The organism is Gemmatimonadaceae bacterium, from assembly GCA_035533015.1.
In the GTDB taxonomy this organism is placed as follows: domain Bacteria; phylum Gemmatimonadota; class Gemmatimonadetes; order Gemmatimonadales; family Gemmatimonadaceae; genus JAGWRI01.
In genome coordinates, this window is sequence record DATLUQ010000011.1 from 59,423 (window position 1) to 85,105 (window position 25,683).

General features: G+C 68.6%; 20 protein-coding genes. 11 read left to right on the forward strand and 9 right to left on the reverse strand.

Annotated features, from left to right (window positions below; genetic code table 11):
- Positions 1–190: 190 nt before the first annotated feature.
- Positions 191–2,830: a BTAD domain-containing putative transcriptional regulator gene (locus VNF92_01650; protein ID HVA56565.1), complete on the reverse strand. Its 2,640-nt coding sequence runs from the start codon at positions 2,828–2,830 to the stop codon at positions 191–193.
- Positions 2,831–2,952: 122 nt separating this feature from the next.
- Between VNF92_01650 and VNF92_01655 the strand changes: the two genes are divergently transcribed.
- The 5 genes from VNF92_01655 (at position 2,953) to VNF92_01675 (ending at position 8,832) form a co-directional block, all read left to right on the forward strand.
- Positions 2,953–4,116: a hypothetical protein gene (locus tag VNF92_01655; GenBank protein ID HVA56566.1), complete on the forward strand. Its 1,164-nt coding sequence runs from the start codon at positions 2,953–2,955 to the stop codon at positions 4,114–4,116.
- A gap of 28 nt (positions 4,117–4,144) precedes the next feature.
- A complete protein-coding gene (locus tag VNF92_01660) occupies positions 4,145–5,056 on the forward strand; it encodes a hypothetical protein (protein ID HVA56567.1) in 912 nt (303 codons plus the stop codon).
- The gene (locus tag VNF92_01665; protein ID HVA56568.1) at positions 5,053–6,891 is read left to right on the forward strand and encodes a hypothetical protein; all 1,839 of its coding nucleotides are present in this window, start codon (positions 5,053–5,055) and stop codon (positions 6,889–6,891) included. The genes VNF92_01660 and VNF92_01665 overlap by 4 nt, the downstream gene beginning before the upstream one ends.
- Positions 6,892–6,940: 49 nt before the next feature.
- Positions 6,941–7,474 carry a hypothetical protein gene (locus tag VNF92_01670; protein HVA56569.1) on the forward strand — a complete coding sequence of 178 codons (534 nt, stop codon included), beginning with the start codon at positions 6,941–6,943 and terminating at the stop codon, positions 7,472–7,474.
- A 620-nt stretch (positions 7,475–8,094) separates the two neighbouring features.
- Complete coding sequence (locus VNF92_01675; GenBank protein HVA56570.1) at positions 8,095–8,832, forward strand: hypothetical protein; 738 nt, start codon at positions 8,095–8,097, stop codon at positions 8,830–8,832.
- Here the strand turns inward: VNF92_01675 and VNF92_01680 are convergent.
- Positions 8,755–9,507 (reverse strand): hypothetical protein, encoded by a 753-nt coding sequence (locus tag VNF92_01680; protein HVA56571.1) that lies wholly within the window; start codon positions 9,505–9,507, stop codon positions 8,755–8,757. The genes VNF92_01675 and VNF92_01680 overlap by 78 nt on opposite strands.
- Before the next feature lie 150 nt (positions 9,508–9,657).
- Between VNF92_01680 and VNF92_01685 the strand changes: the two genes are divergently transcribed.
- The 6 genes from VNF92_01685 to VNF92_01710 all read left to right on the forward strand — a co-directional run bounded on the left by VNF92_01685 (position 9,658) and on the right by VNF92_01710 (position 15,542).
- A complete protein-coding gene (locus VNF92_01685; protein ID HVA56572.1) occupies positions 9,658–10,338 on the forward strand; it encodes a Crp/Fnr family transcriptional regulator in 681 nt (226 codons plus the stop codon).
- Positions 10,339–10,427: 89 nt separating this feature from the next.
- Positions 10,428–11,300, forward strand: coding sequence for an MBL fold metallo-hydrolase (locus VNF92_01690; protein ID HVA56573.1), 873 nt, complete (start codon positions 10,428–10,430; stop codon positions 11,298–11,300).
- Positions 11,301–11,334: 34 nt separating this feature from the next.
- A complete protein-coding gene (locus tag VNF92_01695) occupies positions 11,335–12,054 on the forward strand; it encodes a CsgG/HfaB family protein (protein ID HVA56574.1) in 720 nt (239 codons plus the stop codon).
- An 87-nt stretch (positions 12,055–12,141) separates the two neighbouring features.
- Positions 12,142–14,091 (forward strand): HD domain-containing phosphohydrolase, encoded by a 1,950-nt coding sequence (locus VNF92_01700; protein HVA56575.1) that lies wholly within the window; start codon positions 12,142–12,144, stop codon positions 14,089–14,091.
- A gap of 108 nt (positions 14,092–14,199) precedes the next feature.
- Positions 14,200–15,198, forward strand: a complete 999-nt coding sequence (locus tag VNF92_01705; protein ID HVA56576.1) for a hypothetical protein — start codon at positions 14,200–14,202, stop codon at positions 15,196–15,198.
- Entirely contained in the window at positions 15,195–15,542 is a 348-nt protein-coding gene (locus VNF92_01710) for a hypothetical protein (protein HVA56577.1), read from the forward strand. Before VNF92_01705 ends, VNF92_01710 begins: the two co-directional genes overlap by 4 nt.
- Positions 15,543–15,637: 95 nt before the next feature.
- Here the strand turns inward: VNF92_01710 and VNF92_01715 are convergent, their stop codons facing one another.
- Genes VNF92_01715 through rimO form a run of 7 tightly spaced genes read right to left on the reverse strand, consistent with a single transcriptional unit; the run spans position 15,638 to position 25,648 of the window.
- Positions 15,638–17,167 carry a hydantoinase B/oxoprolinase family protein gene (locus tag VNF92_01715; protein ID HVA56578.1) on the reverse strand — a complete coding sequence of 510 codons (1,530 nt, stop codon included), beginning with the start codon at positions 17,165–17,167 and terminating at the stop codon, positions 15,638–15,640.
- On the reverse strand, positions 17,164–19,086 hold the full coding sequence (locus tag VNF92_01720; protein ID HVA56579.1) for a hydantoinase/oxoprolinase family protein: 1,923 nt from the start codon (positions 19,084–19,086) through the stop codon (positions 17,164–17,166). The genes VNF92_01715 and VNF92_01720 overlap by 4 nt, the downstream gene beginning before the upstream one ends.
- The gene (gene lnt, locus VNF92_01725) at positions 19,083–20,636 is read right to left on the reverse strand and encodes an apolipoprotein N-acyltransferase (GenBank protein ID HVA56580.1); all 1,554 of its coding nucleotides are present in this window, start codon (positions 20,634–20,636) and stop codon (positions 19,083–19,085) included. The genes VNF92_01720 and lnt overlap by 4 nt, the downstream gene beginning before the upstream one ends.
- A gap of 2 nt (positions 20,637–20,638) precedes the next feature.
- On the reverse strand, positions 20,639–21,643 hold the full coding sequence (locus tag VNF92_01730) for a Gfo/Idh/MocA family oxidoreductase (GenBank protein HVA56581.1): 1,005 nt from the start codon (positions 21,641–21,643) through the stop codon (positions 20,639–20,641).
- A 30-nt stretch (positions 21,644–21,673) separates the two neighbouring features.
- Positions 21,674–22,987 carry a SpoIID/LytB domain-containing protein gene (locus tag VNF92_01735; protein ID HVA56582.1) on the reverse strand — a complete coding sequence of 438 codons (1,314 nt, stop codon included), beginning with the start codon at positions 22,985–22,987 and terminating at the stop codon, positions 21,674–21,676.
- On the reverse strand, positions 22,980–24,269 hold the full coding sequence (gene hemL / locus VNF92_01740; GenBank protein ID HVA56583.1) for a glutamate-1-semialdehyde 2,1-aminomutase: 1,290 nt from the start codon (positions 24,267–24,269) through the stop codon (positions 22,980–22,982). Before hemL ends, VNF92_01735 begins: the two co-directional genes overlap by 8 nt.
- Positions 24,266–25,648: a 30S ribosomal protein S12 methylthiotransferase RimO gene (gene rimO, locus VNF92_01745; GenBank protein HVA56584.1), complete on the reverse strand. Its 1,383-nt coding sequence runs from the start codon at positions 25,646–25,648 to the stop codon at positions 24,266–24,268. Before rimO ends, hemL begins: the two co-directional genes overlap by 4 nt.
- Between the last annotated feature and the right edge of the window lie 35 nt (positions 25,649–25,683).

Sequence of the window (25,683 nt, forward strand, 5' to 3'; positions counted from 1 at the left end):
ACACGACCGTCCTGCCGTACACCATCGGGCTGCTCCTCACCGCGTACTTCCTTATCAAAGCCGCCCACGCACTACCGCGAGAGACGCAGAGGCTGCTGCGCTACCTGACCGAGGCGCTCCTCGTCCTGGCCATGCTCGTGGTGTCTCCTCCGGCTGACCAAGCCGGCGCCGGGCTGACGAGCCGCCAGTTTCAATCGTGCGGCGCGGTCAATTCGATGAAGTCCGCACGGCCGCGCAATGACGCAAGGCCGGGATCGAAGTGGATCCACAGCGGCCACGCCCCCTCGTCGATCGCGTCGCGCACGCGGGCCACCGCGACATCCCCGTGGCCGAGCAGCGCCGCCACCCGTGCGCGGTACAGGCTTGCGGTCCAGCCGACGCGTGACACCGGTTGCGCCGCGAGCCATCGGTCGAGCGATTCGGCGAGCGCCGAATCGCCGGTCTCGGCGGCAAGCCCGGCAAGCTCTCCCCGATAATCCACGTTAGTGGAGTCTTCCGCGACCAGTTGCCTGGCCATGCGTATGGCCTCGGGATACGCGCCGAGCATCTCCAGCGACCAGCTGGCGACGAGACGTTCCTCGGGGGTCGAGCGCTCGTCGAGCGGACGACTCCGGTACCACGCAATGGCGCGCGCCGCCGCCTGATGTGCAGCCACCGCGTCGCCGTGCACGGCCAACTCGCGCGCGATCCAGTTGGCCACCCAGCCCGGCGTCGCGGTGTACTGCGGCCGGCCGTCGGTATACGGCGCAAGTCCGAGGTTCGTCATCTCCACGGGCAGCGTAAGCGCGCTGTCAATCACAGCCAGCGCCGCCGTCGGACGCGAGAGCGCGGCGAGCGCACGCCCCCGCATCCACGCGCGGCTCAATGGCGCGCTGGCCGGTATGCGACCGGCCGCCGCGAGCTCTTCGTCGTGGCGGCCCAGGAGATGCAGCGCCTCGGTGAGGTCGCTCCAATAGTCGAAGTGCGTGGTATCCGTGCTCCAGCCGAGGTCGGTCTGGGGATTGATCCGCTCGAGGAGGTCCAGGGCCCGTTGCGGACGGTCGGCCCACAACGCCGCCGCGGCGGCTGAGAGCTGTACGTCAGACGAGCGCGGCTCGAGGTCGGCGCGCTCGAGAGCGAGCCGCAGCATCTCGTCGTTGCGGCCGTGACAGCGCGCCACTGCGATCTGCAGAGACAGGCCATGTATACGGCCCAGGGGCTGCGACCGCGCGTCGAGAGCGCGCGCCACCGAATCGACCAGCGCGCAGTCATTGACGCTCGCCCCCGTCGTGGCGGCGGCTATGGCCGCCGCCACAAAGCCGGTGTCCCGGTGCGCTGCCTGGAGGAACAGCGCTTCGGCGTGCCGGCCGTCGCCGTGCCAATACGTGTCCCAACCCTCCACATAGGCCTGGTACGCGTCGAACGGTGGAACCTCGCCCTCGCCGGGATCCAGAATGGAGTGCGAGTCCACCGCGGACGCGAGGGCCGTCATCACGCGGGACCGCAATTCGTCGAGCGCGGCGACCGGCGTGCGCACGTTGGCGAAGATCGGCCCTACCGCGCGCACGATGCGCCCCGTGCCAACATCCGTGACAGCCGCCTGCAGGAACAGCGTATCGCCGGTGCGATAATAGCTGCCCGAGACGAGCATGTCGGCCCCGGTGCGATGCGCCACCGTGATCGGGTCGACCGGTGCGCCCGCACCCGTGCGGCTCTGCACGAACACCGCATGCGGATCCACCACATCGACGAGGCGCGTGCGCAGGAGTCCCTCCGCGATCCAGTCCTGCGTCATGCGCCCGAGAGACTGGAGCGACGAGTCCCCCGTACGATTGTCGAACACCGCCACGAGTGCGCGCTTGCGGGTATCGGCGGCGCCTGACTGCCGCGCGTTCTTGGCGCGCACCACGAGCAGGACGACCGCCGCGGCGGCGCACGCCAGAACTCCCCAGACCACGGCGCGGCGCACGCGTGTCGTCCGTGGCTTCGTCGAAGCAGCGGCCGAATCGATGAGGGCGGCAGCCGGTGCGCTGGGGCCGTCGGCGGCGGCGGCGTGGACCTCGCCATCCCCCGTGACCGAATCCTGGGTCGGCGGTGCCGCGAGGCCGGGACGAGCCGCTGGCTGGCGGCTTCCGTCGCGAATTCGCGCGGCGAGTGCCTTGGCCTCTGCGCTCGGTTTTGCGTCGAAGTCGGTAGCCAGGCGACGCGTAAACGCATCATACAGGCGAAGGGCGCTTCCTGGATCGCTGCCCGCATCGAATAGCGTCATCGCTCGCCGCAGCCAACCCTCGTCGCCGGGAGCCAGCGCACACGCGCGCTGCGCCCAGTACGCAGCGCCGGCCACGTTGCCGGCCTGTTCTTCACGCTCGACCAGCGCCCGGATGGCCCGCGTGACGAGTTCGGCCACCCGGAGCCGCTCGCGCGACAACCACTCCTCGAACTCCTCGCCGGCGCTGGCGAAATGGATCCCGGGAAGCAGCTCGCCGTGGTACCAATCCACCGCCTCTTCGTATCGGCCTGCCTGGACCGCATCCTGGAGCCTGGTCACGTCGCAGGTCAGCCGCGCCGGGTCGATGGACACCGCGTCGTCGCCGCGGGTGATGATCGCCCCCTCACCGAGCGCATCGCGCAGATGGTAGAGCGTATTCCGGAGCGCTCGCCGGGCCGCGAACTGGTCCAGATCGGGCCAGAACATCGCGGCCAGGGTGTCGCGGCGGTGGTACCCGCCGCCGCCGCTGACCGCAAGGTAAGCCAGCAGCGCGAACCGCTTGGGCTGGGCCGGCAACGACGTGATCTCTCGTCCGTCCGACCCGCGGAGGGCGTGGAGCCCCAGCAGACTGAGCTCGATCATGGGCGGTCGAATGTAGGTCTCGCCGCGTCGCCCGGCAACAAACAGCCACGCCACGGCGGAGCGACGCAGCCACCGTACGTTGCCCGGGAATTCGACCGTTCAACGCCAGCCAGGGGGTAACCATGTCTATCGTTCGTTCCGGGATCCGGATGGGGTTCGGACTCGCCGTCGTCGGGTGGGCCGGCCTCGTGGGGTGGGGCGGAAGTTCCGGGCCCCTTCATTTAATGGGCCCTGCAATTGCCCGCGGCGCGGTTCTCGCCCCCGGGGATCCGTGCACGCTGCTCTCGGCCAGCGAAGCCGCACCCTTTGTGGGCCCGCTCTCCTCGCCGCCGTACCGGACGAGTGACGGCGTGCCGGACGTGCACGGCGACCAGTGCGTGTATCGCGGCAAGGACGGGCGCGTGGTGACCGTCGAGGCCAGTTGGAGCGGCGGAGCGGCGGCCAGCAAGGTCACCCAGGACGTGCCCAACACGGTGGGCAGCGGAATGGCCAAGTCAGGCGCGACGGGCATGGACACCATGGCCCACCGCGTCATGAAGTCCGAGGCGACCGGTCCGTGGGATCGCGCGACCTGGATACCCGGCGGCTCGGTGCTCGCCACGAAGGGCGACGCAACCGCCATCATCGACGTGACCGGATCGAGCGGCCAGGAAAGGGACGCGCTGACGCTGGCCAGGATCGCGGTCCCGCGTCTGGCTCATCCGCTCAACTACGATGGCGCCAAGGCCGTGGCGCTCGCGCCGAAGCCGGTCGCCCATCCCGCGCACGCGTGCGATTTCATTCCGGTTTCCGAGGTCGTGGCCGCCATCGGCCCACTCGATGGCGCGCCGACTTCCGATTCGCCTGAAACGACATGCACGTATCGCGTGCACACGACGCAGGGCGAACGCACGTACGCCGTTTCGTACGGGTGGCAGAACGGCCAGAAGGCGTACGCCGCGCAAACGCACGGGATGTCGACGATGGGTGGCATAATGGGCATGCCCGTGAGTTCACCGCTCGACACCATGCACCAATCGCCGCAAATGAAGACGATGATGGGCGCCATGATGAAGATGGTCGGCGGCTCATCCAGCCCGCATGGCGCCGCAGCGGCGCCGGGCGCGACCGCGACGGTGGGGATGCGGACGGACACCGCACTCGTCGGGCCGTGGGACCACGCGGCGCTCCTCCACGGCACGCAGCTCATGGCCGTGCGGCGCGACGTTATGGTCGCCATGAGTCTCCAGTCGGCGGACTACAACAAGGCGAAGGCGCTCCTGGCAGCCATCTGCTCGCGACTGTGAGCACAACGTGCATCGGAGGGACTTTCAGATGAGCACACGGTCTCGGCGCCTGCTCTGGACCGCATCAGTCATCCTGGCGTTCATTCTCGGCTACCTGTTGGCGCGCCGGAGATGCGTGCGGGACTCGGCCGGCGCCAGCGGCATGGGCAACACGAGAGTGGTCGCGAAAGGCGACCCCTCCCAGTCCGCGCGCTCGCACATCAAGCTCGGCACGGGAGAGGGAGCCGCGTCGAGCACGGGCGGGACGTCCGGCAACATCGACGGGGGTGTCGACACCGCCAACGGCGGCGGCGCAGCCGGCGGCGGCGGCGGCGCTGATGCCGGTAACGGTGGTGGATCAGGCGTGATGCCCGGCGGTTCCGGCGTATTCAAGAAGACTCCACGCGAGAGTGATTCCCTGTTCGGTAACTACGTCGCGCGGTTGGCAGAGGATCAGGACAACACCGGCAAGCGCATGTCGGACAGCGCGGTGGACCAGAACGTCACGGTGCGCGTCGCGAACGATTTCAGCCTCGACGGGACCGGCTTGCCGCGCTACCCGAACGGGGTGACCCGAGTCATGAGTAGCATCGCCGTCAGGACCGACGTGCCCGCCGACACCGCCACGGGTTGTGCCCTCGAGACGCACGACTCGTTCCAGACCGTCGCCGCGTGGTATCACCAGCGCGTGCCCCCGGGATGGCACGAAACGTCTACGGCCAACCTGCAGCAGACCGCGGCCAAGCTCTCTCCGGAGAACATCATGAAGATGCTGATGTCGGGCGACACGTCCGACACAGCGGCCCAGGCCGACACCGGTGCGGCCGCCGGTTTGGAGTTCGCGGGCTGGTCGGCCCCATACGACAATGCCGACAGTACCCATAGCGCGCGATCGGTGATGGTCATCGCCCGGCCGGGGGAACCCACACAAGTTACCATGTCGCGGACGGTGCGCCCATGAACGGAACTTTCAAATTGCAGATCGCGCTGTGCCTGTTCGCCAGCCTGCTCGGGGCACCGGCACTGGCGCAGGCGCCGCCACCCAACTCCAACGACCCGACGGTAACGCTGGACGTGTCCCCATCTACGACGCCGCCCAACGGTACGATCACCGTGTCGGGCCTCACCTACCCGCAGCCCGGGGTCCAGGTGCTCGTGACGATCACGCCCCCGGGCGGCGCTCCCACCGTCTTAACCGCGACGCCGGACACCGGCGGCCGTTATCAAGTGAACTTCTCGCGCACCGCGAGCAACGGCATGTACCGGGTGCGCGCGCAGGCCGGGAAGAAGGGCGTGCCGGCGTACGGGCAGTTCACGGTTATGCAATCGCTCATCGACATCGATGACGACGTCGCCGACAACAAGGCGCTGCTCGACGAGTCGGCCGGGATCGTGAAGGGAGTCAAGCAGCAGGTGGACAACGTGCCGGACTCGCCGGCCAAGAGCCAGATGGAGACAAAGCTCGACGAGCTGGACGAGGCGATCAAGACGGCGACGTCGAACACGGCGCACTTACCCAATGTGCTCCAGCCATACAAGACCCTGGTGCAGCAGCGTCCGGATGCCGAGCCTTCGCTGCAGCCCTTCTTCGACCACCTGGCGCAGTTGGACATACAGGCCCAGCAGGCCAAGGAGACGTACGCCAAGCAGATCGCCCAGAGCAAGAACGGGGTGAAGACCTGCGACGCGATCGATCAGGCGACGCAAGCGTTGAGAGCCGTGCCGGACATGATCGAAATCGCCAAGAAGCCGTGGCAGTTCGCGGCGGCCTTCGGCACGAACATGGCGCAATCGGAACTACCGGCCTCGGCCGGTCCGGGCGCGCAGGCCGTGGGCAGCCTCGTGAAGAACCTTCCGACCGCCGCCGGCAAGCCGACGGAGAGCCTGGCCGAGAACGAACTCGAGATGGGATCGGAGAGCGAGATCGCCGAGAAGCTGGTGGAGAACATTCCCGAATCGGTTCGCGCCACGCCGGGGTACGCGTTCGCCGTCACCGAGACCAAGAAGTTCGTGCCCAGCGTCGTGGAGGGCACCAAGGGTCCGCTCGACCTCCTGGACAAGGCGACGTCGCTGGCGGGAGACCTCGTGGCGTACGCCAACGAACGGCTGTTCGCGCAGTACTGCGAGAAGTTCCAGGGCAGCTTCACGGCCACCATGCTCGCGCACTTCTACAGTAAACCCAACGGCGAAGGGAAGCCAACCGAATGGTGGACCTACTCCACCGCCATCAAGGGCACGCTCGTGCTCCGCTACCCCAAGGAGGCAACGGGCAAGGCGGTCGCGCTGAGCGGGCAGATCGAGGGCGGGGCGACACGCTTCACTTACAAAGAGAACGTGTTCAGCACCGACCTGTACGGCTCGATGGCCAAGGGCGGAACGGTGTACCTGAAGGACGTCGCGCCTGCAGCCACCGATAACGGAGCCGGCGGAATGGTGAACGCCCTCACATCTCCCACTTCGTTCTACATCCCGGTCACGGGCCAGTACGCCAACGGCCAGATCACGATCGTGATGGGCAATGCGAGGACGGACTTCAGCGAGAGCTATACCAGGGGCCACACTTTCTACGTGGTCATCGCCCCCACCACGCTCATGCTCCCCGTACTCGGCCACTTCACGCTCCCCTACACGAACGCGCACTTCATCCTCGACCACGTCGTGAAGGACACCTACACGGTGCATCGGAGCGGCATGTCCATGCTCATCGTGAAGAACGCCAGCAAGGACTTCCCGGGGAAGGGGAACCTCGCGACCTACACCATCAACCTCAAGGCATGCAATCCGGCATGCCCGTAGCAGCGAACGCCGGCCTGCGCACGGCTCACGTTTCACACAAGGAGCGGTCATGTCTCGTCAATCGGTAGTGGTACTCGCCGCAGCGTGTCTGGTGGCCGTCGCCGCGGGCTGTTCGAACGGCTCCGCCAAGGGAGCCGCAGTGGCTTCCGGTAGTGCGAAGGCCGGCGCCGCGCAAACCGCCACTGGCAACGCGTGCGACCGGAAGCTGCTGACGGCGGCCGACGTCGCCGGCATTCTGACCGCGCCGATCGTCGGCACCAAACCCATTCCGGGAGACCCGCAGACCTGCCAGTTCACCACGGGGAGTTTCCCGTCGATCAGCGTAACGTTGCGGCCCGGGCTGGGTAAGACGACCGTGGACACCTGGACGAGCGGTCGTATGCCGGTGGCCGCGGCCCCACTGGCCGGCGTCGGTGACGAGGCCGCCTGGGTGGACCCGCTCCATGAGGTGGTCGCGGAGAAGAACAATCTGCTGTGCGACATCCAGGTCACGGGCACCGGCGGAGACTTCAGCGGTTCCGTGGCCGATCAGCAGCGGAAGATCGGCGCGCTCTGCAACAAGATTTTCGCGGCGGTACAGTGACCGACCGAAGCCGCCTACACCCCATCCCACAATCGGAGGAACCCCACGTCACGCCGTCTTCCCATCGCGCCATTCCTGATCGCCGCGTTCACCCTGCTCGTGATCCCGGCTGGGTATGGAAGCGAAGCTCGATGACTGCGCAGAACATGCTCGCTCAAGGAGAATCTCGCCACGACCAAGGGTTACTCGTGCCAGCACGTTGGCGATGAATCCGTCGGTGGTGTATCGGCGGCGATGTACACCGGGCACGCCGAAAGCGATGCGCTCATTGCCGATGCGCGGACCTAGATTGCCAAGAGCACCAGGCTCGTCCTGCGCATGGGCTACCCCCGAATGGGGGGCGGGATGGCGGCGCGGGTCGCCGCGGGTCGTCACGCAGAACAGTCTAAGCCGGGCATGGGAGCGAGCCTCACCGGGAGCCTCGCTGCGGCCAGTGCGCCGATACGCAGTAGCGCCCAGTGTGGACGTGTCCCCCGTTTGCATTTGTGCGCTTATGTGCGGGCTGCCGCATGAATGTCAGCTCGCAACGACCGCCGCGCCCGAAAGAGCGCCATACTCAGCTACCCTCGAACGGCCGCCGCTCAGGCCAGAGGAAGGAGACCATCGTGCGGAAACACATCATGAGCTTCAAGCGCGCAGGTTTGATGGCCGGCGTCCTTGGTCTTATTACCCTGGCCGGCAAGGCCCGTGCACAGCAAGCCGACACGGTATTCAAGATCGGCGTGTTGCCCTTTGTGGACAACACGGGCTCCGGCGGGACGGACCTTGGCGCTGCGCTTTCGCGGGCCGTGCAGGCCGAAATCGCCCACTCGACTCGACTGCAGGGGCGCGTCATCGCGCTGGACTCCGGCGTGAAAGCTACGGCAGTGGATGCACCCCAAGCAGTGGCCATGGGCCGCGCGGACGGGGTGGACGTGGTGATGGTGGGCACGGTACTCGAAGCTTCGTCCAAGGGATCCAATCAGAGCGTCAATGGCCCCACGTTTCACGGTATCACGCTGGGTGGCTCGGCGCACATTGTAAGCGGTGCGGTGACGCTCCAAGGTGACCTGTATGACGTGACCTCCGGACGGCAGATTGAAAGCATTCGCGTCACGGGCAACGCCTCCGAAAAGGGGCTGGGCGCCAATGTCAGCACCAGCCTGGGAGACCTTGCGACCGGCGGCAACTCGTTCGACCAATCACTGATCGGCAAAGCCCTGCACGACGCCGTCGCCCAGCTGGTCAAGCGAGTCACGAAAGACCAGTCGAAGATGACGCACTACACGGCGAGCCCAGGTTCAGGCACCACCGGCAGCCAGCCGCGGCCTGCGACGGTGACGATTGATATCGTTCCCGGCCAGAGGACGATCTTCTAGGACGACGTGCAGTCGTTTGGGTTGGCACCTATACTCGTCGGTGCCCCACGTTGTGGGGCGGTCATCGACGCCCAGCCGGTGCGCCCCGACCCAACCGGACACATCGCGCATGGCATCCCACGGGCGCAACGCTTCTGCCTTTGACTCCAGTTGCTCGTCAAGAACGAGAATTGGGTCGTCGTCACCAGTGATCTCTAGATGCAAGCTCGCGGCCTGGACAGAGTCTTGAAGCCAGAGAAAATAGGGGTTGCCCCCGACCGCGATGCGAAATGACTCCGGCAGGGAGTTCCACGTTTCAAGGGAAATGACAGCGGCAGTGATTTGTGGGCACGTCCATCGCATGACCTCTGCGAGTTCCTCAATGAGCGAGACGCGCCGGTACGGCCTCCAGCGCTCACCGCCGAGCGGATCGTACTCCTCAGATCCCGCGTAGCAGGGGGAGGCGTGGAATCCGACCTGCGACAGCCCATACTCCTCCAGAATGCACTCCCAGTTGAGAGCGAACTCATGCCAAGCGTCGGCATCGGCCGACAGGCCGCCCGCACCGACGTGGGACGTGCTCGGGTCCGTGTGCTGACCGCTCTCATCCCAATAGCCGTTAATCACCAGGACAAAGGTATGAGGGGGATTGACGCGGCAGAATGCGCGCGCAAACGACTGGAACAAAGAGGGCACTATTCAGCCCATTTGTAACGTCATAAACTGAGCCAGTACCACGGGTTGCCGAATTGACTTCGCTCCGTGAGCGGCATAACTTCGCGGCCATCCGCCGGGGGCGGCCAGGTCTGCCCTCCCATCCCCTGTCCGCAGCCGGCCCGGTCTCGTATGAACCAGACGACAGCCGACTTCCTCGCCACGGTGCCGCTGCTGAGCGGCCTGAACCGCCAAGAACTCGAGCGGTTTGGCGAGTTGACCCGCGAGAAGGCCTATCCACGGGGCAGCGTGATCCTGTTCGAGGACGACCCGGGGGACTCGCTTTTCGTGGTCCGCACGGGGCGGGTGAAGGTGGTGCTCATCGGCGAGGACGGCCGGGAGGTGATCCTCGGCGTGCTCGGCGTGGGCGAGCACTTCGGCGAGCTGGCGCTGATCGACGACCGCCCCCGCTCCGCCCACGTGATCGCCATGGAGGATTCCAAACTGCTCGTGCTCCGGCGCGACGACTTCCGGGCCCGCGTGGAATCCAGCCCCACCGTGGCCTGGTCGCTCCTCACCGAACTGTCGCGGCGGCTGCGGCGGGCCGACGACAAGATCGGCGGGCTCGTGCTGCTCGATGTGCCGGGTCGGATTGCCCGCCTCCTGCTCGATCTCGCCGAGGAGAGCGGCAGCGCCGTGATCGAGAAGTCGCTCACGCACCAGACCATCGCGCAGATGATCGGCGCGAGCCGCGAGACCGTGTCGCGCGCCATGAAGGAATTCCAGGATTCCGGCTGGGTTGCCGTGGAGCGGCGGCGCATCACCGTGGTCGACCGGGCCGCCCTCGAGCGCCGCGCTCGCGTGCGCATGTGACCGCCGTCACCATGCGGCAGTGACGACCCGCCTAGCCGCAACCGGCGCGCGCAGCCAATTCTTGTCCTGACGCACCGAGACCAGCGGATATGAGCCTGCGACTTCAGTTCTGGGGCACGCGAGGATCGATTCCGAGCCCTGGTTTACAGACGGTGCGTTACGGGGGCAACACGCCCTCCGTGGAAGTACGCACGTCCGACGGATGGCTGATCATTCTCGATGCCGGCACGGGACTGCGCGAACTGGGGCGGTCGCTCATCGCGCGGGCCAACGGGGCGCCGATCATCGGCGACATTTTTCTCACGCACGCGCACTGGGATCACATTCAGGGCATCCCATTCTTCGCACCGTTGTTCCAGAGAGGAAACCATTTCACGATCTGGGGAGCCAAGACGCTGGAGACGAGCATCGACCGGGTGGTCCGGGATCAGATGTCGCCCGTGGTGTTCCCCGTGACGTTCGAGGAGATGGAAGCGCAGATCGAATTCTCGGAGATCGCGCAGGAGACGCGGAGGCGGCACGGATACGAAGTTTCGGCATATCCCGTCAGGCATCCCGGCGGGGCCCTCGGGTATCGCTTTCTGGAATCGCGCCCGGGCGCGCATGCCCTGGTGTACATCTCGGACAATGAGTTGGGAGTGGGAGGCGATTACGACGCCCTCGACGGCTGGCGCGACGGCCTGGTGGCGTTCGCGCGCGGCGCCAGGGTGTTGGTGCACGACACGACCTACACCGCGGGCGAGTACGAGCAGTACCGCGGCTGGGGACACTCGACGAACGGCGACGCCGTTCTGTTGGCCCTCGAGGCGGGGGTGGAGCAGCTCGTGCTCTTCCATCACCGGCCGGAGCGCACCGACGACGAGGTGGACCAGCGGGTCGCCGAGTGTCGGGCGATGGTGGAAGAACGGGGGGCGCGACTGGATGTCGTCGCGGCTGCCGAGGGAATGACGCTGATGGTGTAGGCGAGTTCGGATGTGCGTGTCTCGGGAGGAGATCATGAAGCGTTTCGCTCGCACGGCATGGGCGCTGGTTCTGGCTGGTGCGGCATTCCCGCCGGCGACGGCCGTGGCCCAGGAGGCCAACCGGCCGGTGGTGGCGATATTGGGTTTCGACAACAACTCGATCGGGAAGGACGCGTCCGACTACAACGGCATCGGCACGGCCATCGCCGAGATGCTGATCACGGAACTCGCGAAGAATCCGAACGTCGTCGTCGTGGACCGCGCACACATTCGGGAGGTGCTCCGGGAGCAGGACCTGGTGCGCAGCGGGCAGGTCGATCCCGGAACCGCGGTGCGACTCGGCAAGCTGCTCGGCGCCCAGTACATGATCACGGGTGGGTTCATGAGCGACGGGCGCGGCGACATGGTGCTCACGGCGCGCTCGATCAACGTGCAGACCACGGCCGTAGCGAACCCGCAGCGCGTGCAGGCCAAGACCGACGACGTGCTGGGCATGATCGCGCAGCTGTCGGCGAAGGTGTCGAACGACATGAAACTGCCGGCCCTGGATCATGGCACCGGCACGCGCGATGGCGGCGCCAAGCCCGCCAAGATGGATCTGCGGACGGCGATGCTGTTCGCCAAAGGGCTGGACGCCGAGGACACGGGCGATCGGGCACGGGCAGCGGAGTTGTTCCACCAGGTACTGGACAAGTTCCCCCACTACCCGCCCGCCGAGCAGCATCTGGCAAGAGTCATCAAGTCCGGCAATTGATGGAGTAGATGGTACCCTCGAGCCACCGGCGGCCCACGACGAGGCGGCCCGCCGACGACTCCGGGTTTTCCCACGCGAAGGGCCCGCATGAAGCCGCTGTTGATCGTGTCCGAGGTGCCCTGCCTCGGCGCCGCCTCGCTCGTTGCCGACCGCGCGGTCGAGGTACGCCGCGTGCGGACCCTTCCCGCGGCCGCGACCCTCGACCCCACCCGCCCCACCGTCGTGCTGCTCGATCGCGCGTTGGCCGCCACGAGCGCCTGCGCGGACGGCGGGCTTTCCGCGATCGGCGCCCGCGCGGTCCTGGTGGCCGTGGGCGAGCCCGGGCCGGGCGCCGATTTCCCGACGGATCTGGCGACGAGCTTCATTCCCGCCGACGCGCCGTCGGCGATGGTCGCCGCACAGCTGCGCGGAGCGTTCCGGCATGCCGCGTCGATCGTCGCGGTCAACGGCGCGCGCTATCGCGAGGAGCGGAGTCGGCGCGAACTCACCGACCTTACGCGGGTAGGCGTCGCGCTCAGCACCGAGCGCAACCTCACCACGTTGCTCGAGATGATCCTCAGCCACGCGCGACGCATCACGTGGAGCGACGCCGCGTCGCTCTACCTCGTGGAACGGCGCGCCGACGGCACGCCGAGCACGACCCTGCGCTTCATGCTGTCGCAGAATCATTCGGTGCCCGACATCCCGTTGCGTGAGTTCACGGTCCCCATCGATCACACGAGCCTGGCCGGCTACTCCGCCGCGACCGGCACGGTGATGGCCATCGAAGACGTGTATCGCCTGCCAGAAGACGCGCCGTATAAGCAGAACCGCAGTTTCGACGAGAAGTTCGGGTACCGCACCAGATCCATGCTCGTGCTGCCGATGAAGACGCACCGCGAAGAAGTGATCGGGGTGCTGCAACTCATCAACCGCAAGCGGCGGTTCGACGCCACGCTCACGCAGCCCGAGGTGGGCGAGTGCGAGGTGCTGCCGTACCAGGCGCACGACCTGGAACTGGTCACGGCGCTCGCGGCACAGGCCGGCGTGGCCATCGAGAACAGCCTGCTCTACGAGGACATCGAGAAGCTGTTCGAGGGGTTCGTCACCGCGGCGGTCACGGCCATCGAGTCGCGCGACCCGACCACGTCGGGCCATTCGGGGCGTGTGGCCACGCTCACCGTGGGGCTGGCCGAGGCGGTGGATCGCGGCGGCGAGGGCCGGTACAAGGCCCTGCGGTTCAGCCCCGAGCAGATTCGCGAGATCCGGTACGCCGGGTTGCTGCACGATTTCGGCAAGGTCGGCGTGCGCGAGCAGGTCCTGGTGAAGCAGAAGAAGCTGTACGGGGCGGACCTCGGCGTCATCCGTCACCGCTTCGCCTTCTTGCTGCAGCGGGCCGAGCTCCAGTTCGAGCGCGAGCGGGCCGACTACCTGCTGGAGAACGGCACGGCGATGTACGACCACGCGGTGGGGCGGCTCGACGCGGCGCGGCGGGCCACACGCGCCGAGCTCGAGCGATTCATGGACGCCATTGTCTCGGCCAACGAACCGACCATCGTGTCCGAGGGGGCTTTCGAGGAGCTGTACGAGATCAATCGGCGCACCTACCGGGATTTCGACGGCGCCGAGCGGCCGCTTCTGCACGACGACGAATTGCAGTTCCTGTTGATCCGCAAAGGCAATCTGGACGAGCGCGAGCGCCGCGAGATCGAATCGCACGTCACGCATACGTACCGCTTCCTGGGGCAGATCCCGTGGACGCGGGAGCTGGCAGGAATCCCGGCCATCGCCTACGGACACCACGAGAAGCTCGACGGGCGGGGCTATCCGCGGCGGATCAAGGCCGACGCGATCCCGGTGCAGACGCGGATGATGACGATCGCGGACATCTTCGACGCGCTGACGGCCACCGACCGCCCGTACAAGCGAGCGGTGACGCACGAGCGGGCACTGGATATCCTCGGCCGGGAGGCCAGCGAGGGGATGCTGGACGGCGAGCTGCTGCAGACGTTCATCGCGGCCGGGGTGTTTCGCAGGGTGGAGAAGCCGGAAGTCTGAACGAGCGCCGCCGCGCACCACCGGCGGTGCGCCTGCAGGTCTTGCGGCGATTCACGCCGGGGTCTATCAGTAGTCAGGTATTGGCTGCCGACTGCCTCATCCTCCGCCGTGTATTCCACCTGCCTGCACTGCAACGCCCACCTCGGCACCAACGAAGTGATCGAGGCCTTCCCCGTGGGACGCCGTCTGGCGTTCGACGGCGCGAAGGGACGGCTGTGGGTCGTGTGCCCCAAGTGCCGCCGGTGGAACCTGAGCCCGATCGAGGAACGGTGGGAGGCGATCGAGCAGTGCGAGCGCGAGTTCCGGGACACGCGACGGCGGACATCGACCGACAATATCGGGCTGGCGAAGACCCGCGAGGGGTTGGAACTGGTGCGTATCGGCGCGCCGCAACGTCCCGAGATGGCGGCGTGGCGGTATGCGCGGGAGTTCGGCAAGCGCTGGAAGACGCGGGGGCTGCCGTTGCTGGGCGGCATCGGGACGCTGCTCGGGCTCAACATCCTGTCCACGGCGCAATTGGTCAGCTCCGCGGTGGCGTTCGGCAGCATGGCAATACTGACCGTTGGTGGCGTCACCGTGATCCGCAGGAGCGGCCGCGCCCGCGTCGTGATGCCCGACGGCCGGGTGCGGACGCTTACCGCCACGAAGCCCCTGTATGCCGGGCTCGAGGCCGCGGACGAGGGCGGATGGGCGCTGCGTTGGAACGATGGCGAACAGGCCGGGATCGCGAACGGCGCCGAGGCCCGACGGGCCCTGCGCGGCCTGCTCACCATACGGAATTTCCAGGGCGCGCGGCCGGCTGGCATCAGGGACGCGGTCTCGCTCCTGGAACGGAGTCGCTCACCTGATCAGTTCGTCGATCGCGTTGCCCGTGCCACGCGTCCAGCCGGAGCGACGAGCGTGTTCTGGTATCCGCCAGACGTCTCGCTGGCACTCGAGATGGCGCTGCACGAAGACACCGAGCGCCGGGCTCTTGACGGGGAGCTCCAGGCACTGGCTGACGAGTGGGAGATGGCGGAGAAAATCGCGGGGATCGCCGACGATATGTTCATCGCTCCGGACGTTCGTCGGGCGCACGATGCACTCAAGCGGAGCGCCGGGCGATGAAACTTCGGTTGACGGTGGACTCCACGTTGCAGCCGCTCGAAAACGAACCGACACCGAAGGAGTTGGAGTGGTGGGCCGACGCGCGCCGGCCCATTCGCCGAAAGCACGTGCTGCAATTCACCGCGCTCATTTCGGTGCCAATCATGATCGGTCACGTTCTCGAGCGCGGGGTACACTCGTTGATCTCCTGGTCGGGTTTCGCGCTCATCTGCAGCCAACTTGCGATCGGACTTGGCGGCGGCGCCCTCAACTGGTTGATGCAGCGCAACACCCAGTTCCGACGGGCGCTCGTAGCCCGGCGACTGCGCCAGGCACTTACGGAAACGGAAGACGCGAACACCTGAGCACAACAGCCGGTGCGTCCCGGCGCGCTTGCTGGAGGCTGGAAGCGATCAGCCCACGCCTCTCAGCCTGCAGTTGGGCGGCGACTAGCGCGCCGCTACTTCCGCCCGTACCCCCCACCCCCCGGGGTTTCGATCGTCACCAGATCCCCGGGCTCGAGTTCGATCCGGCATTTGGCCGGAATCGTCTCGCCGTTGAGCGCGTTCCACCCGTGCCGCCCGTCGCCCCCGCCCGCCGCGCCGCGCGGCGCCGTCTTGCGACGCTCGGTGATCAGCGTGACCGTGCACCGCTCCAGCGCCCGGTAGCGCCGCACCACCCCGTGGCCGCCCCGATGGAGGCCCACGCCCCCGGAGCCCCGCCGCACGGCGTATTCCTCGATCCGCAGGGGATATATATTTTCTAATGCCTCGACCGGCGTGTTGAGCGTATTGCTCATCCCCACGTGTACGGCGTCCGGCCCGTCGGCGCGCGCGCTCGCCCCCTGCCCGCCCCCCAACGTTTCGTAGAACGTCCAGCCCGCCCCGCCGAAGGTGATGTTGTTCATCGTTCCCTGGCCCTGGGCCGCCACCGGCACTCCGGCGTTCGCCAGCGCGAGCATCAGCGTGTCCGTGATCCGCTGCGACATCTCCACGTTGCCCCCCGCCACCGCTGCGGGCCACTGCGCGTTCAACGCGCAGTCGTCGGGCACGCGCAATTCGATGGCCCGCGCGATTCCCTCGTTGGTGGGGACGTCGTCGTCGAGCAGCGTGCGTAACACGAACACGGCCGCCGCCCGCGTCACGGCGATGGGACAGTTCACGTTGCCCCGCACCACGGGCGAACTCCCCGTGAAATCGAGCTGCAGCGTATCGCCCACGGTCCGGACGCGCACGACCACCGGCACCGGGTCGTCGCTGATCCCGTCGCCCTCGAGCGCGTCGCGCGCAGAACTGTCGAGCGCGCCCAGCGCTGCGATCCGGGCGCGCGCGCGCCGCTCGGTGTAGTCCAGCACGGCATCCACGGCCGCCGCTACGCGCGCCGGGCCCTCCCGCGCGAGCAGCACCCGCCAACCGGATGCCCCGGCGGCACACGCCGCCAACTGCGCCCGCAGATCTCCCCGACGCTCCGACGGCGTACGCACGTTGGCGAGGATGAAGTCGAGGATCATCTCATCGAGCACGCCGCGGGCCACCAACCGCACCGGCGGAATGATCAGGCCCTCCTGCACCAACTCGGTGGCGCCCTGCGGCATGCTGCCCGGGCTCATACCACCCACGTCGGCATGGTGGGCGCGCACGGCGGCGAACCCCACGGTCGCACCGTCCTGCGCGATGGCCTCGACCAGGGTGAGGTCGGGCAGGTGCGACCCGCCGCGATAGGGATCGTTCAGAATGAACACGTCGCCCGGTTGCGGAGCGCACGCCATCACGGCGCGCACCGATTCGGGCATGGCGCCCAGGTGCACGGGGATGTGCGCCGCCTGCGCCACCATGCGACCGCGCGCGTCGAACAGCGCCGCCGACGCATCGCGCCGCTCCCGTATGTTCGGCGACAGCGCACTGCGCACGAGTACGGCGCCCATCTCCTCGGCGATCATCGCGAAGGCGTTGGCCATCACGCTCAATTCGAGGACGTCGAATTCGCTCATCGCGCGCGCTCCAACATCCAGCCGCCCATGGCGAGCGACGTCGCGGTCCACCCCGGCGACACGAGCATCGTGGCATCCGGCAGGATCACCGAACAGGGACCGGCGAGCGTCACCTCGCACCGCCCGCCGCTGTCGGTGCGCAAGGCGTCGTCCCAGCCATTCTCCGCGCCGCGCTCCAGCCGCACGGCCCGCGGCGCATCGCTCACCACGCAGCGCGCGCTCACGATCTCCACGTCCACCGGCAGATCGAAGCCCACGCGGGCGCGGTGCAGGTCGGAGAATCGGTCGCGAATGGCCGCCGGCGCGTCCCCCGGCGCCGCGGTCACATCCAGTTCGTGCCCCTGTCCCACGAAGCGCGCGCGCAGAAACCAGCGTCGGGTCCATCCAGGCGCTCCCTCGCACCGCGCCTCGGCATCCCGCATCGCCGCCGCGAGCGCCTCGACCGTGGTCTCGCCGGCGCGCTGCATGACGTTGGCCATCCCCTCGCGCCGCTCGGCGGTCATGGCCAGGCCCAACGCGCTCAGCACCCCAGCGTGCGGCGGCACCAGCACCCTGGCCGCTCCCACGATGTCCGCCAGCCCGCAGGCGTGGAGCGGTCCCCCGCCGCCGAACGCGACGAGCGCGCATTGACGCGGGTCGACCCCGCGTTCGACACTCACGCGGCGCAGGGCGCGGGCCATGGTCGCGTCGGCTGTGGCGACGATCGCCCGCGCCGTGTCCTCGGCGCTGCGACCAAGTTGCCGGGCAAGCGCCTCGACGCCAGCCCGCGCGCCATTCACGTCCAGCCGCACGCCGCCGCTCATCCGCTCGGCGCGAATGTTGTCGAGCATCACGTGCGCGTCGGTGACCGTGGGCTGCGTGCCGCCGCGGCCAAACGCGATCGGACCCGGCACGGAGCCCGCGCTCCGCGGCCCAACCCGCAGCGCGCCTCCGTCGTCGATCCAGGCGATGCTCCCACCGCCCGCCGACACCGTCTCGACGAGCACCCGCGGCAGCGCGATCGGCACTCCTGCCACCGCGCCGCCCGGCTCGACCAGCGGCTCGCCGTCCAGGATGAGGCCCACGTCGGCGCTGGTCCCGCCGATGTCGATGGTCAGCGCCCGCGACAACCCGGCCGCGCGGAGGACGGCAGCTGCGCCCACCACGCCGCCGGCCGGCCCGGAGAGGGCGAGTTGGGCCGCGCTCGACCACGCGTCCCGCGCCGTGCGCATTCCGCCGCTCGACGTCATGACGCCGAGGGCGGGCAGCGACATCGCGCGCAGCCGGTCGGCGAGGCGGCGGACGTAGCGGGCGACCCCCGGCCGCAGATACGCTTCGGCGACCGTGGTGGTGGTGCGCTCGTACTCGCGAATCTCGGGAAAGACGTCGGAGGAGCATACGACGTCCGTGTGGGGCATCCGCTCGCGGATCGCGGCGGCCAGCGCCCGCTCGTGCGACGGATCGCGATACGCATGGAGCAGCGCCACGGCCACGATGTCGGGCTCGAGCGCCTGCACACGGTCCACCGCCTCGGTGACGGCCGGTGCGAGCAGGGGTCGGATCACGCCTTCGGGGGCGATCCGCTCGTCCACCGCCACCACGTGCGCGGGGTCGACCAGCGGCTCGGGATGGTGCCGCGTGAGGTCGTAGAGCGACGCGCGCACCTGGCGGCGCAGTTCGAGAAGATCGGTGAACCCCGCCGTGGCGCAGAGGACGACGCGCGCGCCGGCGCGTTCGAGCAGCATGTTGGTGGCCACCGTCGTCCCGTGGACCACCCGCGAGAGATCGCGGCGGTCGAGCGAGCGGAGCGACGACTCCACCCCCTCGCTCTGGTCGGCGGGTGTACTGAGCACCTTGCGTGCCTCCACCGCGCCGTCGGCGTCGATCGATACGAGATCGGTGAACGTCCCGCCGACGTCGATGCCGACGGATGCGGTCATGCCGCGCGGCTCCGCTGGGCGCGCCGGCTCCACCAGTCGCGCCCCACGAGGGCCAGCGTCACCGCCACCGAGAGCAGGCCCACGAAGTCGCCCAGCGCGTCGTAGGGCGTGCGCGCGTCGCTGGTCTCCAGGGCGTAGGTTTCCGCTTCGGGTACGAAGATCGGCGTCGCCGCCCGGATGCGGCCCAGCGGGTCGATCCAGCCGGAGATACCGGTGTTCGCGGCGCGGACGATGGCGGTGCGATTCTCGATGGCGCGCAGCACGAGGTGCGAGTAGTGCTGGTACGGCGCCAGGGTGTGTCCGAACCAGGCGTCGTTGGTGATGTTGACCAGGAAGTCGGCACCGTCGTTGCGGTACTGGCGCGATTCTCCCGGGAAGATCGACTCGTAGCAGATGAGCACGCCGAACGTTCCGAACGGGACGTGGTAGATCACCGGCCCGTCGCCGATGCCGAACCCCCCGAAGTACTTCCCGGCCCAGTTGAACCACCGGGGATTGAAGAACGGCACCCGCTCGACGATCGGCACCAGCCGCCGCTTGTGGTACACCGGCTGCGTCTGCCGGCCGTCGCCGTCCACGAGCAGCGCGGCGTTATAATAGTCGTAGTCCGTTCGCGTGTGCCATACGAGATCGAGCATGCCGGTGAGGAGCGGCGTATCGGACGCGGTGGTGAGGGCACGGATCGAGTCGGACCACTCCGGGTGCCGGAACATGAAGTCGGGAAGCGACACCTCGGGCCACACGACCAGCTGCGGGTGGTCCTGGGCGAGCACGTCGCGCGTTCCCCTGGACATGAGGTCGATGATCGAGCCCAGATTGGCCGCCTGCCACTTCTCGTCTTCCGGCACGTTGGGCTGCACGATGCCCACGCGGCCCAGCGGGCGGAGGGCCGTGGTGCGCATGCGCCACGTACCGTAAGCCGCCACCGCGCACACCATGACGGCGATGGCGACGCCGCGCATCGCGTTGGCACGGCGCTGGCCGCGCGCCAGCCACATGTCGGCCACGAACCCGTTGGTGAGCGCGATCCAGAAGCTCACCCCGTGCACGCCGCTGATGTCGGCGATCTGGGCGAGCACCGGCGTATGCGTGACGGCCAGTCCCAACGGAAGCCAGGGAAAGGCAAGGGCCGACAGATGGTTCATCGCCATCTCCGACGCCACCCACACGAACGGGACCAGCGCGGCCATCGGCCATCGCGTGATGCGCCGCGCCGCGAACAGCGCCCCACCGGTGGCCGCGACCACCACCGTGAGCACGAACAGGGCTCCGATATAGCCGAGGATCGCGAGCTTGGTGAAGATCAGCAGCGCCGTGGCAATCCAATAGATGCTCGCCCCGTAGGCGAAGATCCCGAACCACATGCCGAGCCGCACGCCGGTGCGCACGCCGTCGCCGCGGTCGGCCGCCCGCGCCACGGCGACGGCAAACGGCACCAGGCATACGAACGCCGGTCCCACCAGTCTGAACGGCGGGAAGGCGTAGAAGAACAGGACCGCCGACGCCACGGTCGCAGCGAGCTCGGCGCGCGAGGGCCGGAACAGGCTCACCGTCACAGGCGGATCTCGTGGCCCTCGTCCGCCGAACGATAGATCGCTTCGACGACCCGGTGAAGCGTGACCTGATCCGTGGGCGGCTCGTACGCCGCCGTTCCGCGCACCACGGCCAGAAAATGTGCGAGTTCGGCGCGGTACGACTGGATGAACGCGCTCTCCCGGCTGGCGGCGCCCGCCGGCGAGACATCGAACGGACGGCCGTTGAGCTCCTTCACCACGCGCAGCGGCGCCAGCCGCGCGCTGCCGCGATCCGCCAGGACCTCGAACCACCAGCGTTCCTCCTCGCCCACATAGGCCCCCGACACGTCGAAGCTGAACACGACGTTGTTCTGGCATTCGAGGTGCACGAGCATGGCGTCCTCGACGGCGCCCGGCAGCCCCGACCGGTTCATGTGCGCGGTCACGCGCCGGGGCTCGGGAAAATCGGCCAGCCACAACGCGAGATCGAGCAACGGCAATCCATGGTCGAAGAAGGCGCCGCCCCCCGACTCGGCGCGGCGCCGCCGCCAGCCGGCGTCGGGCCGCTTGAAGTGGTAGGCGCCGGTGCGCACGCCGTTCACCTGCCCCAACTCACCGGCCCGCAGAAACCGGTCCAGCGCCTGCACGTCGGCGCGGAAGCGGTGGTTGTTGGCCACCATCAGACGGCACGACGTGTGCGACGCCGCGTCGATCAGCCGCTCGATGCCGCGCGAGGAGAGGGCCAGTGGGCGCTCGCACAGCACGTGCTTGCCCGCCGCCAGCGCGCTCAGCACGTGCGGCTCGTGGAGATGGTTGGGGGTGGCCACGATGACCGCGCCCAACTCCTTAATCTCGAGCAGGTCCTCGATGTCGGTGACCACGTCGTAGATGTCGAACCGCTCCGCCAGGGCCTGCGCCTTGGCACGGTCGTTGTCGCAGATCACGGCAACCTGCACCCCGCGCATCTTGCTCAGCACCGGCAGATGCGCCAGTTGCGCGATGGCGCCCGTCCCCACCAGCCCGATCCGCACCGTGTCCGTCATGTCCGTCAGGTCTCCAGTCGTTCCGCGTTCTTACTGCACCACACCGAGCGCCGTGCCAGGATAGTACGTGCGGAGGATGGTGCGAAAATCCTGTCCGGCCCTCGCCCGGCCGATCGCGCCCCACTGGCACATCCCGACCCCGTGGCCGTAGCCGCGGCCGTCGAGCACGAGGCGGGCCAGCGCTCCGCTCGTGGTGCGCTCGGTGGCGACGGAAAAATACGTGCTGTTGAGGATCTCGCCACCAACGTTTCGCAGCACGTACCGCATATCATTGCCGCGCAGGATGTACGATCCAAGCGTGGTCTGCACCCGGAGCTGCCCGACCCGCCCCGATGGCGTGCGGTTGATCACCCAGACGTCGCGCACCAGCCCCGGGTCTCCCCCCGGCACCGAGGCGTACGCCGACAGATAGCGGGCCACCGCCGCGTTGAGATCGGAGGCCGAAAGGGTCCGCGTCCACTTGAACCGTGGCGCGATGTCGCAGTAGTAGCGGTCGGTCCCCGGAATCCGGTCGCTCACCGGCCGCAGATAGGGTTCGTCGGGGGAATGCCACACCTCCGACGGCGCCGCGGTCTCGCCTCCGCACGTGGAACTGTACGGCGCGTTGACCACCCGCCCGCCATAGATCACCACGATCCCGGCGGTCGCCGTCACCGCGGCATTCCCCACGTCCGTTTCGGCGTCCACGCCGCCGTACACCTGGTCGAGCACGCCGGCGGTGAGGTCGTAGTCACTGCTGGCGGGCTCTTCCAGGTGGGTGTAGGCGTAGCTACGCGCGGTGACGGCCTGGGCCTGGAGGGCTGCGGAGTCCCCGGGGGCGCGATCGCCGAGTTCCAGGGGCACGACCCCGCGCAGGTACTCCTCCACGCCGACCGTCTCGATCACCACGAGCCCGGTGTCGCTGCCCTCGAGCCGCAACTCGCCGCGGTAGCGCTTGCCGTCCACGAGCATGTAGGCGGTGGAGTCGTCCGCCCGCGCCACCAGCGCCCGCGGTTTCCACGCGGTGGGCATCCCGTCGCTCCGCACGGCGCGGACGTCTCCGCCGTTGTGCTCCACGCGCCACGGCTCGTTGGCCTGGCCGCGGGCCAGGAACGTCCGGCCGTCGCCTTCGTACCACTGCCAGGGACCGGTGGCCGACACACGCACCGACGACGCGCCGGTGAACAGCGCGACGTGGATGATGTGTTCGGGATCGGCCACCGGCGACGCAACGCGTGGGAGCCCCGCGCCCAGCCGGCCCGCGTCGACCCGCGCGTCGTCGGCAGGACTCGGGTTGCGCCCGTAGAGGATCGTGGAACAGCCGACGAGCGTGACGAGCGCGAGCGCCACGGCCCGCCTAGCCACGCGCCGCTCCCAGCGCCGCGTCGATCCGTTCGAGCGCCAGGCCGACGTCCTGATCGCCATGCGCCGCCGACATGAACGCGGCCTCGAACGGCGACGGGGCGAAGTACAGCCCGCGGGCCAGCGCCTCGTGGAAGAAGCGCTTGAACAGCGCGCTATCGGAGCCGCGCGCGTCGGCGAAGTTGCGCACCGGCTCGGCGCGGAAGAAGAACCCCCACATGGATCCGGCGTGGTCGGCCGTGAACGGCACGCCGCGCCGCGCCGCGATTTCGCGAAAACCCTGGACCAGGGTCGCCGTGCGCGCCGCGATGCGGTCGTGGAGATCGCGCGTGAGCATACTAATTGTAGCATATCCCGCGGCCATGGCGAGCGGGTTCCCGGACAGCGTCCCCGCCTGGTACACCGGCCCCGCCGGCGCCACCGCGTCCATCAGATCGGGCCGCCCGCCGTAGGCCGCCACGGGCAGCCCGCCCCCGATCACCTTGCCCAGCGTGGTCAGATCGGGGTGCACGCCGAACCGTTCGGGCGCACCCGCCGGGGCGATGCGGAACCCGGTCATGACCTCGTCGAAGATCAGCACCGCGCCTGCCGCGTCGGCCACGCGACGCAATGCCGGCAGGAACGCGGGGTCGGGCGGGATGAACCCCGCGTTGCCCACCACGGGCTCGACGATGATGGCCGCGATCCGGTCGCGCTGTTCGGCTACCAGCCGCTCCACCGCCGGCACGTCGTTGTAGGGCGCCACGTAGGTCAGCTCGGCCAGCGCGGCCGGCACGCCGGGGGAGTTGGGGAGGCCCAGGGTGGCCACCCCCGACCCCGCCTTCACGAGAAAGGAATCGCCGTGGCCGTGGTAGCAGCCGTCGAACTTGAGAATTCCGTCGCGGCCGGTGTGGGCTCGCGCCACCCGCACGGCGCTCATCGTGGCTTCCGTGCCACTGGATACGAACCGCAGCCGTTCCATGTGCGGCATCCGCTCGCGGATCAGCTCACCCAACCGCAGTTCGAGTGCGGTGGGCATGCCGAAGCTCGTGCCGCGTTGCATGGCCTCGTCGAGGGCGTCGAGCACCGCCGGCGGCGCGTGGCCGAGCACGAGCGGGCCCCACGAGAGCACGAAGTCGATGTACTCGTTGCCGTCCACGTCGAACAGGCGGCACCCCTCGCCCCGCTCCGCCACGATGGGGGTTCCGCCCACGCCCCCAAAGGCACGCACCGGGGAGTTCACGCCCCCCGGAAAGATCTCGCGCGACCGCCGCATGAGTTCCGCCGACCGCGAGTGCCCGCTCACCGCCCGAAGCTCCCGATCGTCGTGGCGGCCAGCGGCAGGGCGCGCCGCCTGGCGGGCGCGGGCGTCGGCGACGGCCCCACGATGCCGGCGACCCTGGCGCGGAAGTCGTAGTCGTCCACGTCCTCGATCACCACGTCGACCAGCGTGCCCGGGAGGGCGGCGTCGGCATCCAGCCAGGTCACGCCGTCGATGTCGTCGGCCTGCCAGATCGTCCGCGCCTGCACCATGCCGTCGTCCTGCACGCGGTCGACCATGGCGCGCACGGTGCGGCCCACGCGGGCCTCATACCGGTCGGCGGTGACCAGGCGCTGGAGTTCGTTCAGCCGTTCGAGCCGTTCCTGTTTGAGCGATTCGGGCACGTCGTCGTCCAACTCCGCGGCGCGCGTCCCTTCCTGGGACGAGTAGGTGAACACCCCGACGCGGTCGAACTGCACATCTTCCAGAAATGCTAATAGCTGCGCGAAATCGGCATCGGTCTCCCCGGGAAAGCCGACGATGCACGTGGTCCGGATGGCGACGTCGGGCACGACCTCGCGGATGCGGGCCACGCGCGCACGGACCGTGGCCTGCCGCTCGGGACGGCGCATCCGCGCCAACACGGAGTCGGACGCGTGCTGCATGGGCATGTCGAGGTACGGCAGGATGCGGGGCTCGCGCGCCATCAGATCGAGCAGTTCCGGGGTGAGCCCCGCCGAGTAGAGGTAGAGCATGCGGATCCAGGGCAGCGAGGTCTCGCGCACGACGGCTTCGAGCAGTCCGGGCAGCGTGATTCCGTCGCGCCGGTCGCGGCCGTAGTGAGCCAGGTCCTGCGCCACGAGGTTCACCTCGCGCGCGCCCTGGGCTTCGAGCAACTGCGCCTCGCGCACCACGTCGTCGAGGGCGAACGAGCGGTGCCTGCCGCGCATGAGGGGGATGGCACAGAAGGCGCACCCGTGGTCGCACCCCTCGCTGATCTTGAGGTACCGCACATGGGGAAGCTGGCCGGTGAACAGCCGGACCCCGGGATGGGGTGCGGGCACGTCGTCGATCAGACCGCGCGCGGCCAGCTCGGGAACCAGCCGGTCCATCTCCGACGATCCCAGAAAGAGGTCGACTTCGGGAAGTTCCGCGGCCAGTTCGTCTTTGTGGCGCTGCACCATGCAGCCCACGGCCACCACGGCCTGGGCGCGGCCCTCGGTCTTCAGGCGCCCGGCATCGACGATGGCGTCGATGGACTCCTTCTTGGCGGCGTCGATGAATCCGCACGTGTTGATGATGATCACGTCGGCATCGGACGCATCGGCGGCGAACTCCGCTCCGCGATCGGCGAGCTGCGCGAGGTAGCGCTCGGAGTCGACCGTGTTCTTATCGCAGCCGAGGGTGACGAAAGAGACCTTCACGGGCCGAAACCTAGCGCCCCGGCCGGGCGCGGCAC

Bases quoted from the DNA above. Each gene is read 5' to 3' on its own strand.
- VNF92_01700 (HVA56575.1), top strand. From the start codon at position 12,142: ATGAAGCCGCTGTTGATCGTGTCCGAGGTGCCCTGCCTCGGCGCCGCC.
- VNF92_01730 (HVA56581.1), bottom strand. From the start codon at position 21,643: ATGACGGACACGGTGCGGATCGGGCTGGTGGGGACGGGCGCCATCGCG.
- VNF92_01655 (HVA56566.1), top strand. From the start codon at position 2,953: ATGTCTATCGTTCGTTCCGGGATCCGGATGGGGTTCGGACTCGCCGTC.
- VNF92_01675 (HVA56570.1), top strand. From the start codon at position 8,095: ATGAGCTTCAAGCGCGCAGGTTTGATGGCCGGCGTCCTTGGTCTTATT.
- VNF92_01695 (HVA56574.1), top strand. From the start codon at position 11,335: ATGAAGCGTTTCGCTCGCACGGCATGGGCGCTGGTTCTGGCTGGTGCG.
- VNF92_01715 (HVA56578.1), bottom strand. From the start codon at position 17,167: ATGAGCGAATTCGACGTCCTCGAATTGAGCGTGATGGCCAACGCCTTC.
- VNF92_01720 (HVA56579.1), bottom strand. From the start codon at position 19,086: ATGACCGCATCCGTCGGCATCGACGTCGGCGGGACGTTCACCGATCTC.
- VNF92_01660 (HVA56567.1), top strand. From the start codon at position 4,145: ATGAGCACACGGTCTCGGCGCCTGCTCTGGACCGCATCAGTCATCCTG.
- VNF92_01690 (HVA56573.1), top strand. From the start codon at position 10,428: ATGAGCCTGCGACTTCAGTTCTGGGGCACGCGAGGATCGATTCCGAGC.
- VNF92_01650 (HVA56565.1), bottom strand. From the start codon at position 2,830: ATGATCGAGCTCAGTCTGCTGGGGCTCCACGCCCTCCGCGGGTCGGAC.
- VNF92_01685 (HVA56572.1), top strand. From the start codon at position 9,658: ATGAACCAGACGACAGCCGACTTCCTCGCCACGGTGCCGCTGCTGAGC.
- VNF92_01670 (HVA56569.1), top strand. From the start codon at position 6,941: ATGTCTCGTCAATCGGTAGTGGTACTCGCCGCAGCGTGTCTGGTGGCC.
- VNF92_01710 (HVA56577.1), top strand. From the start codon at position 15,195: ATGAAACTTCGGTTGACGGTGGACTCCACGTTGCAGCCGCTCGAAAAC.
- VNF92_01665 (HVA56568.1), top strand. From the start codon at position 5,053: ATGAACGGAACTTTCAAATTGCAGATCGCGCTGTGCCTGTTCGCCAGC.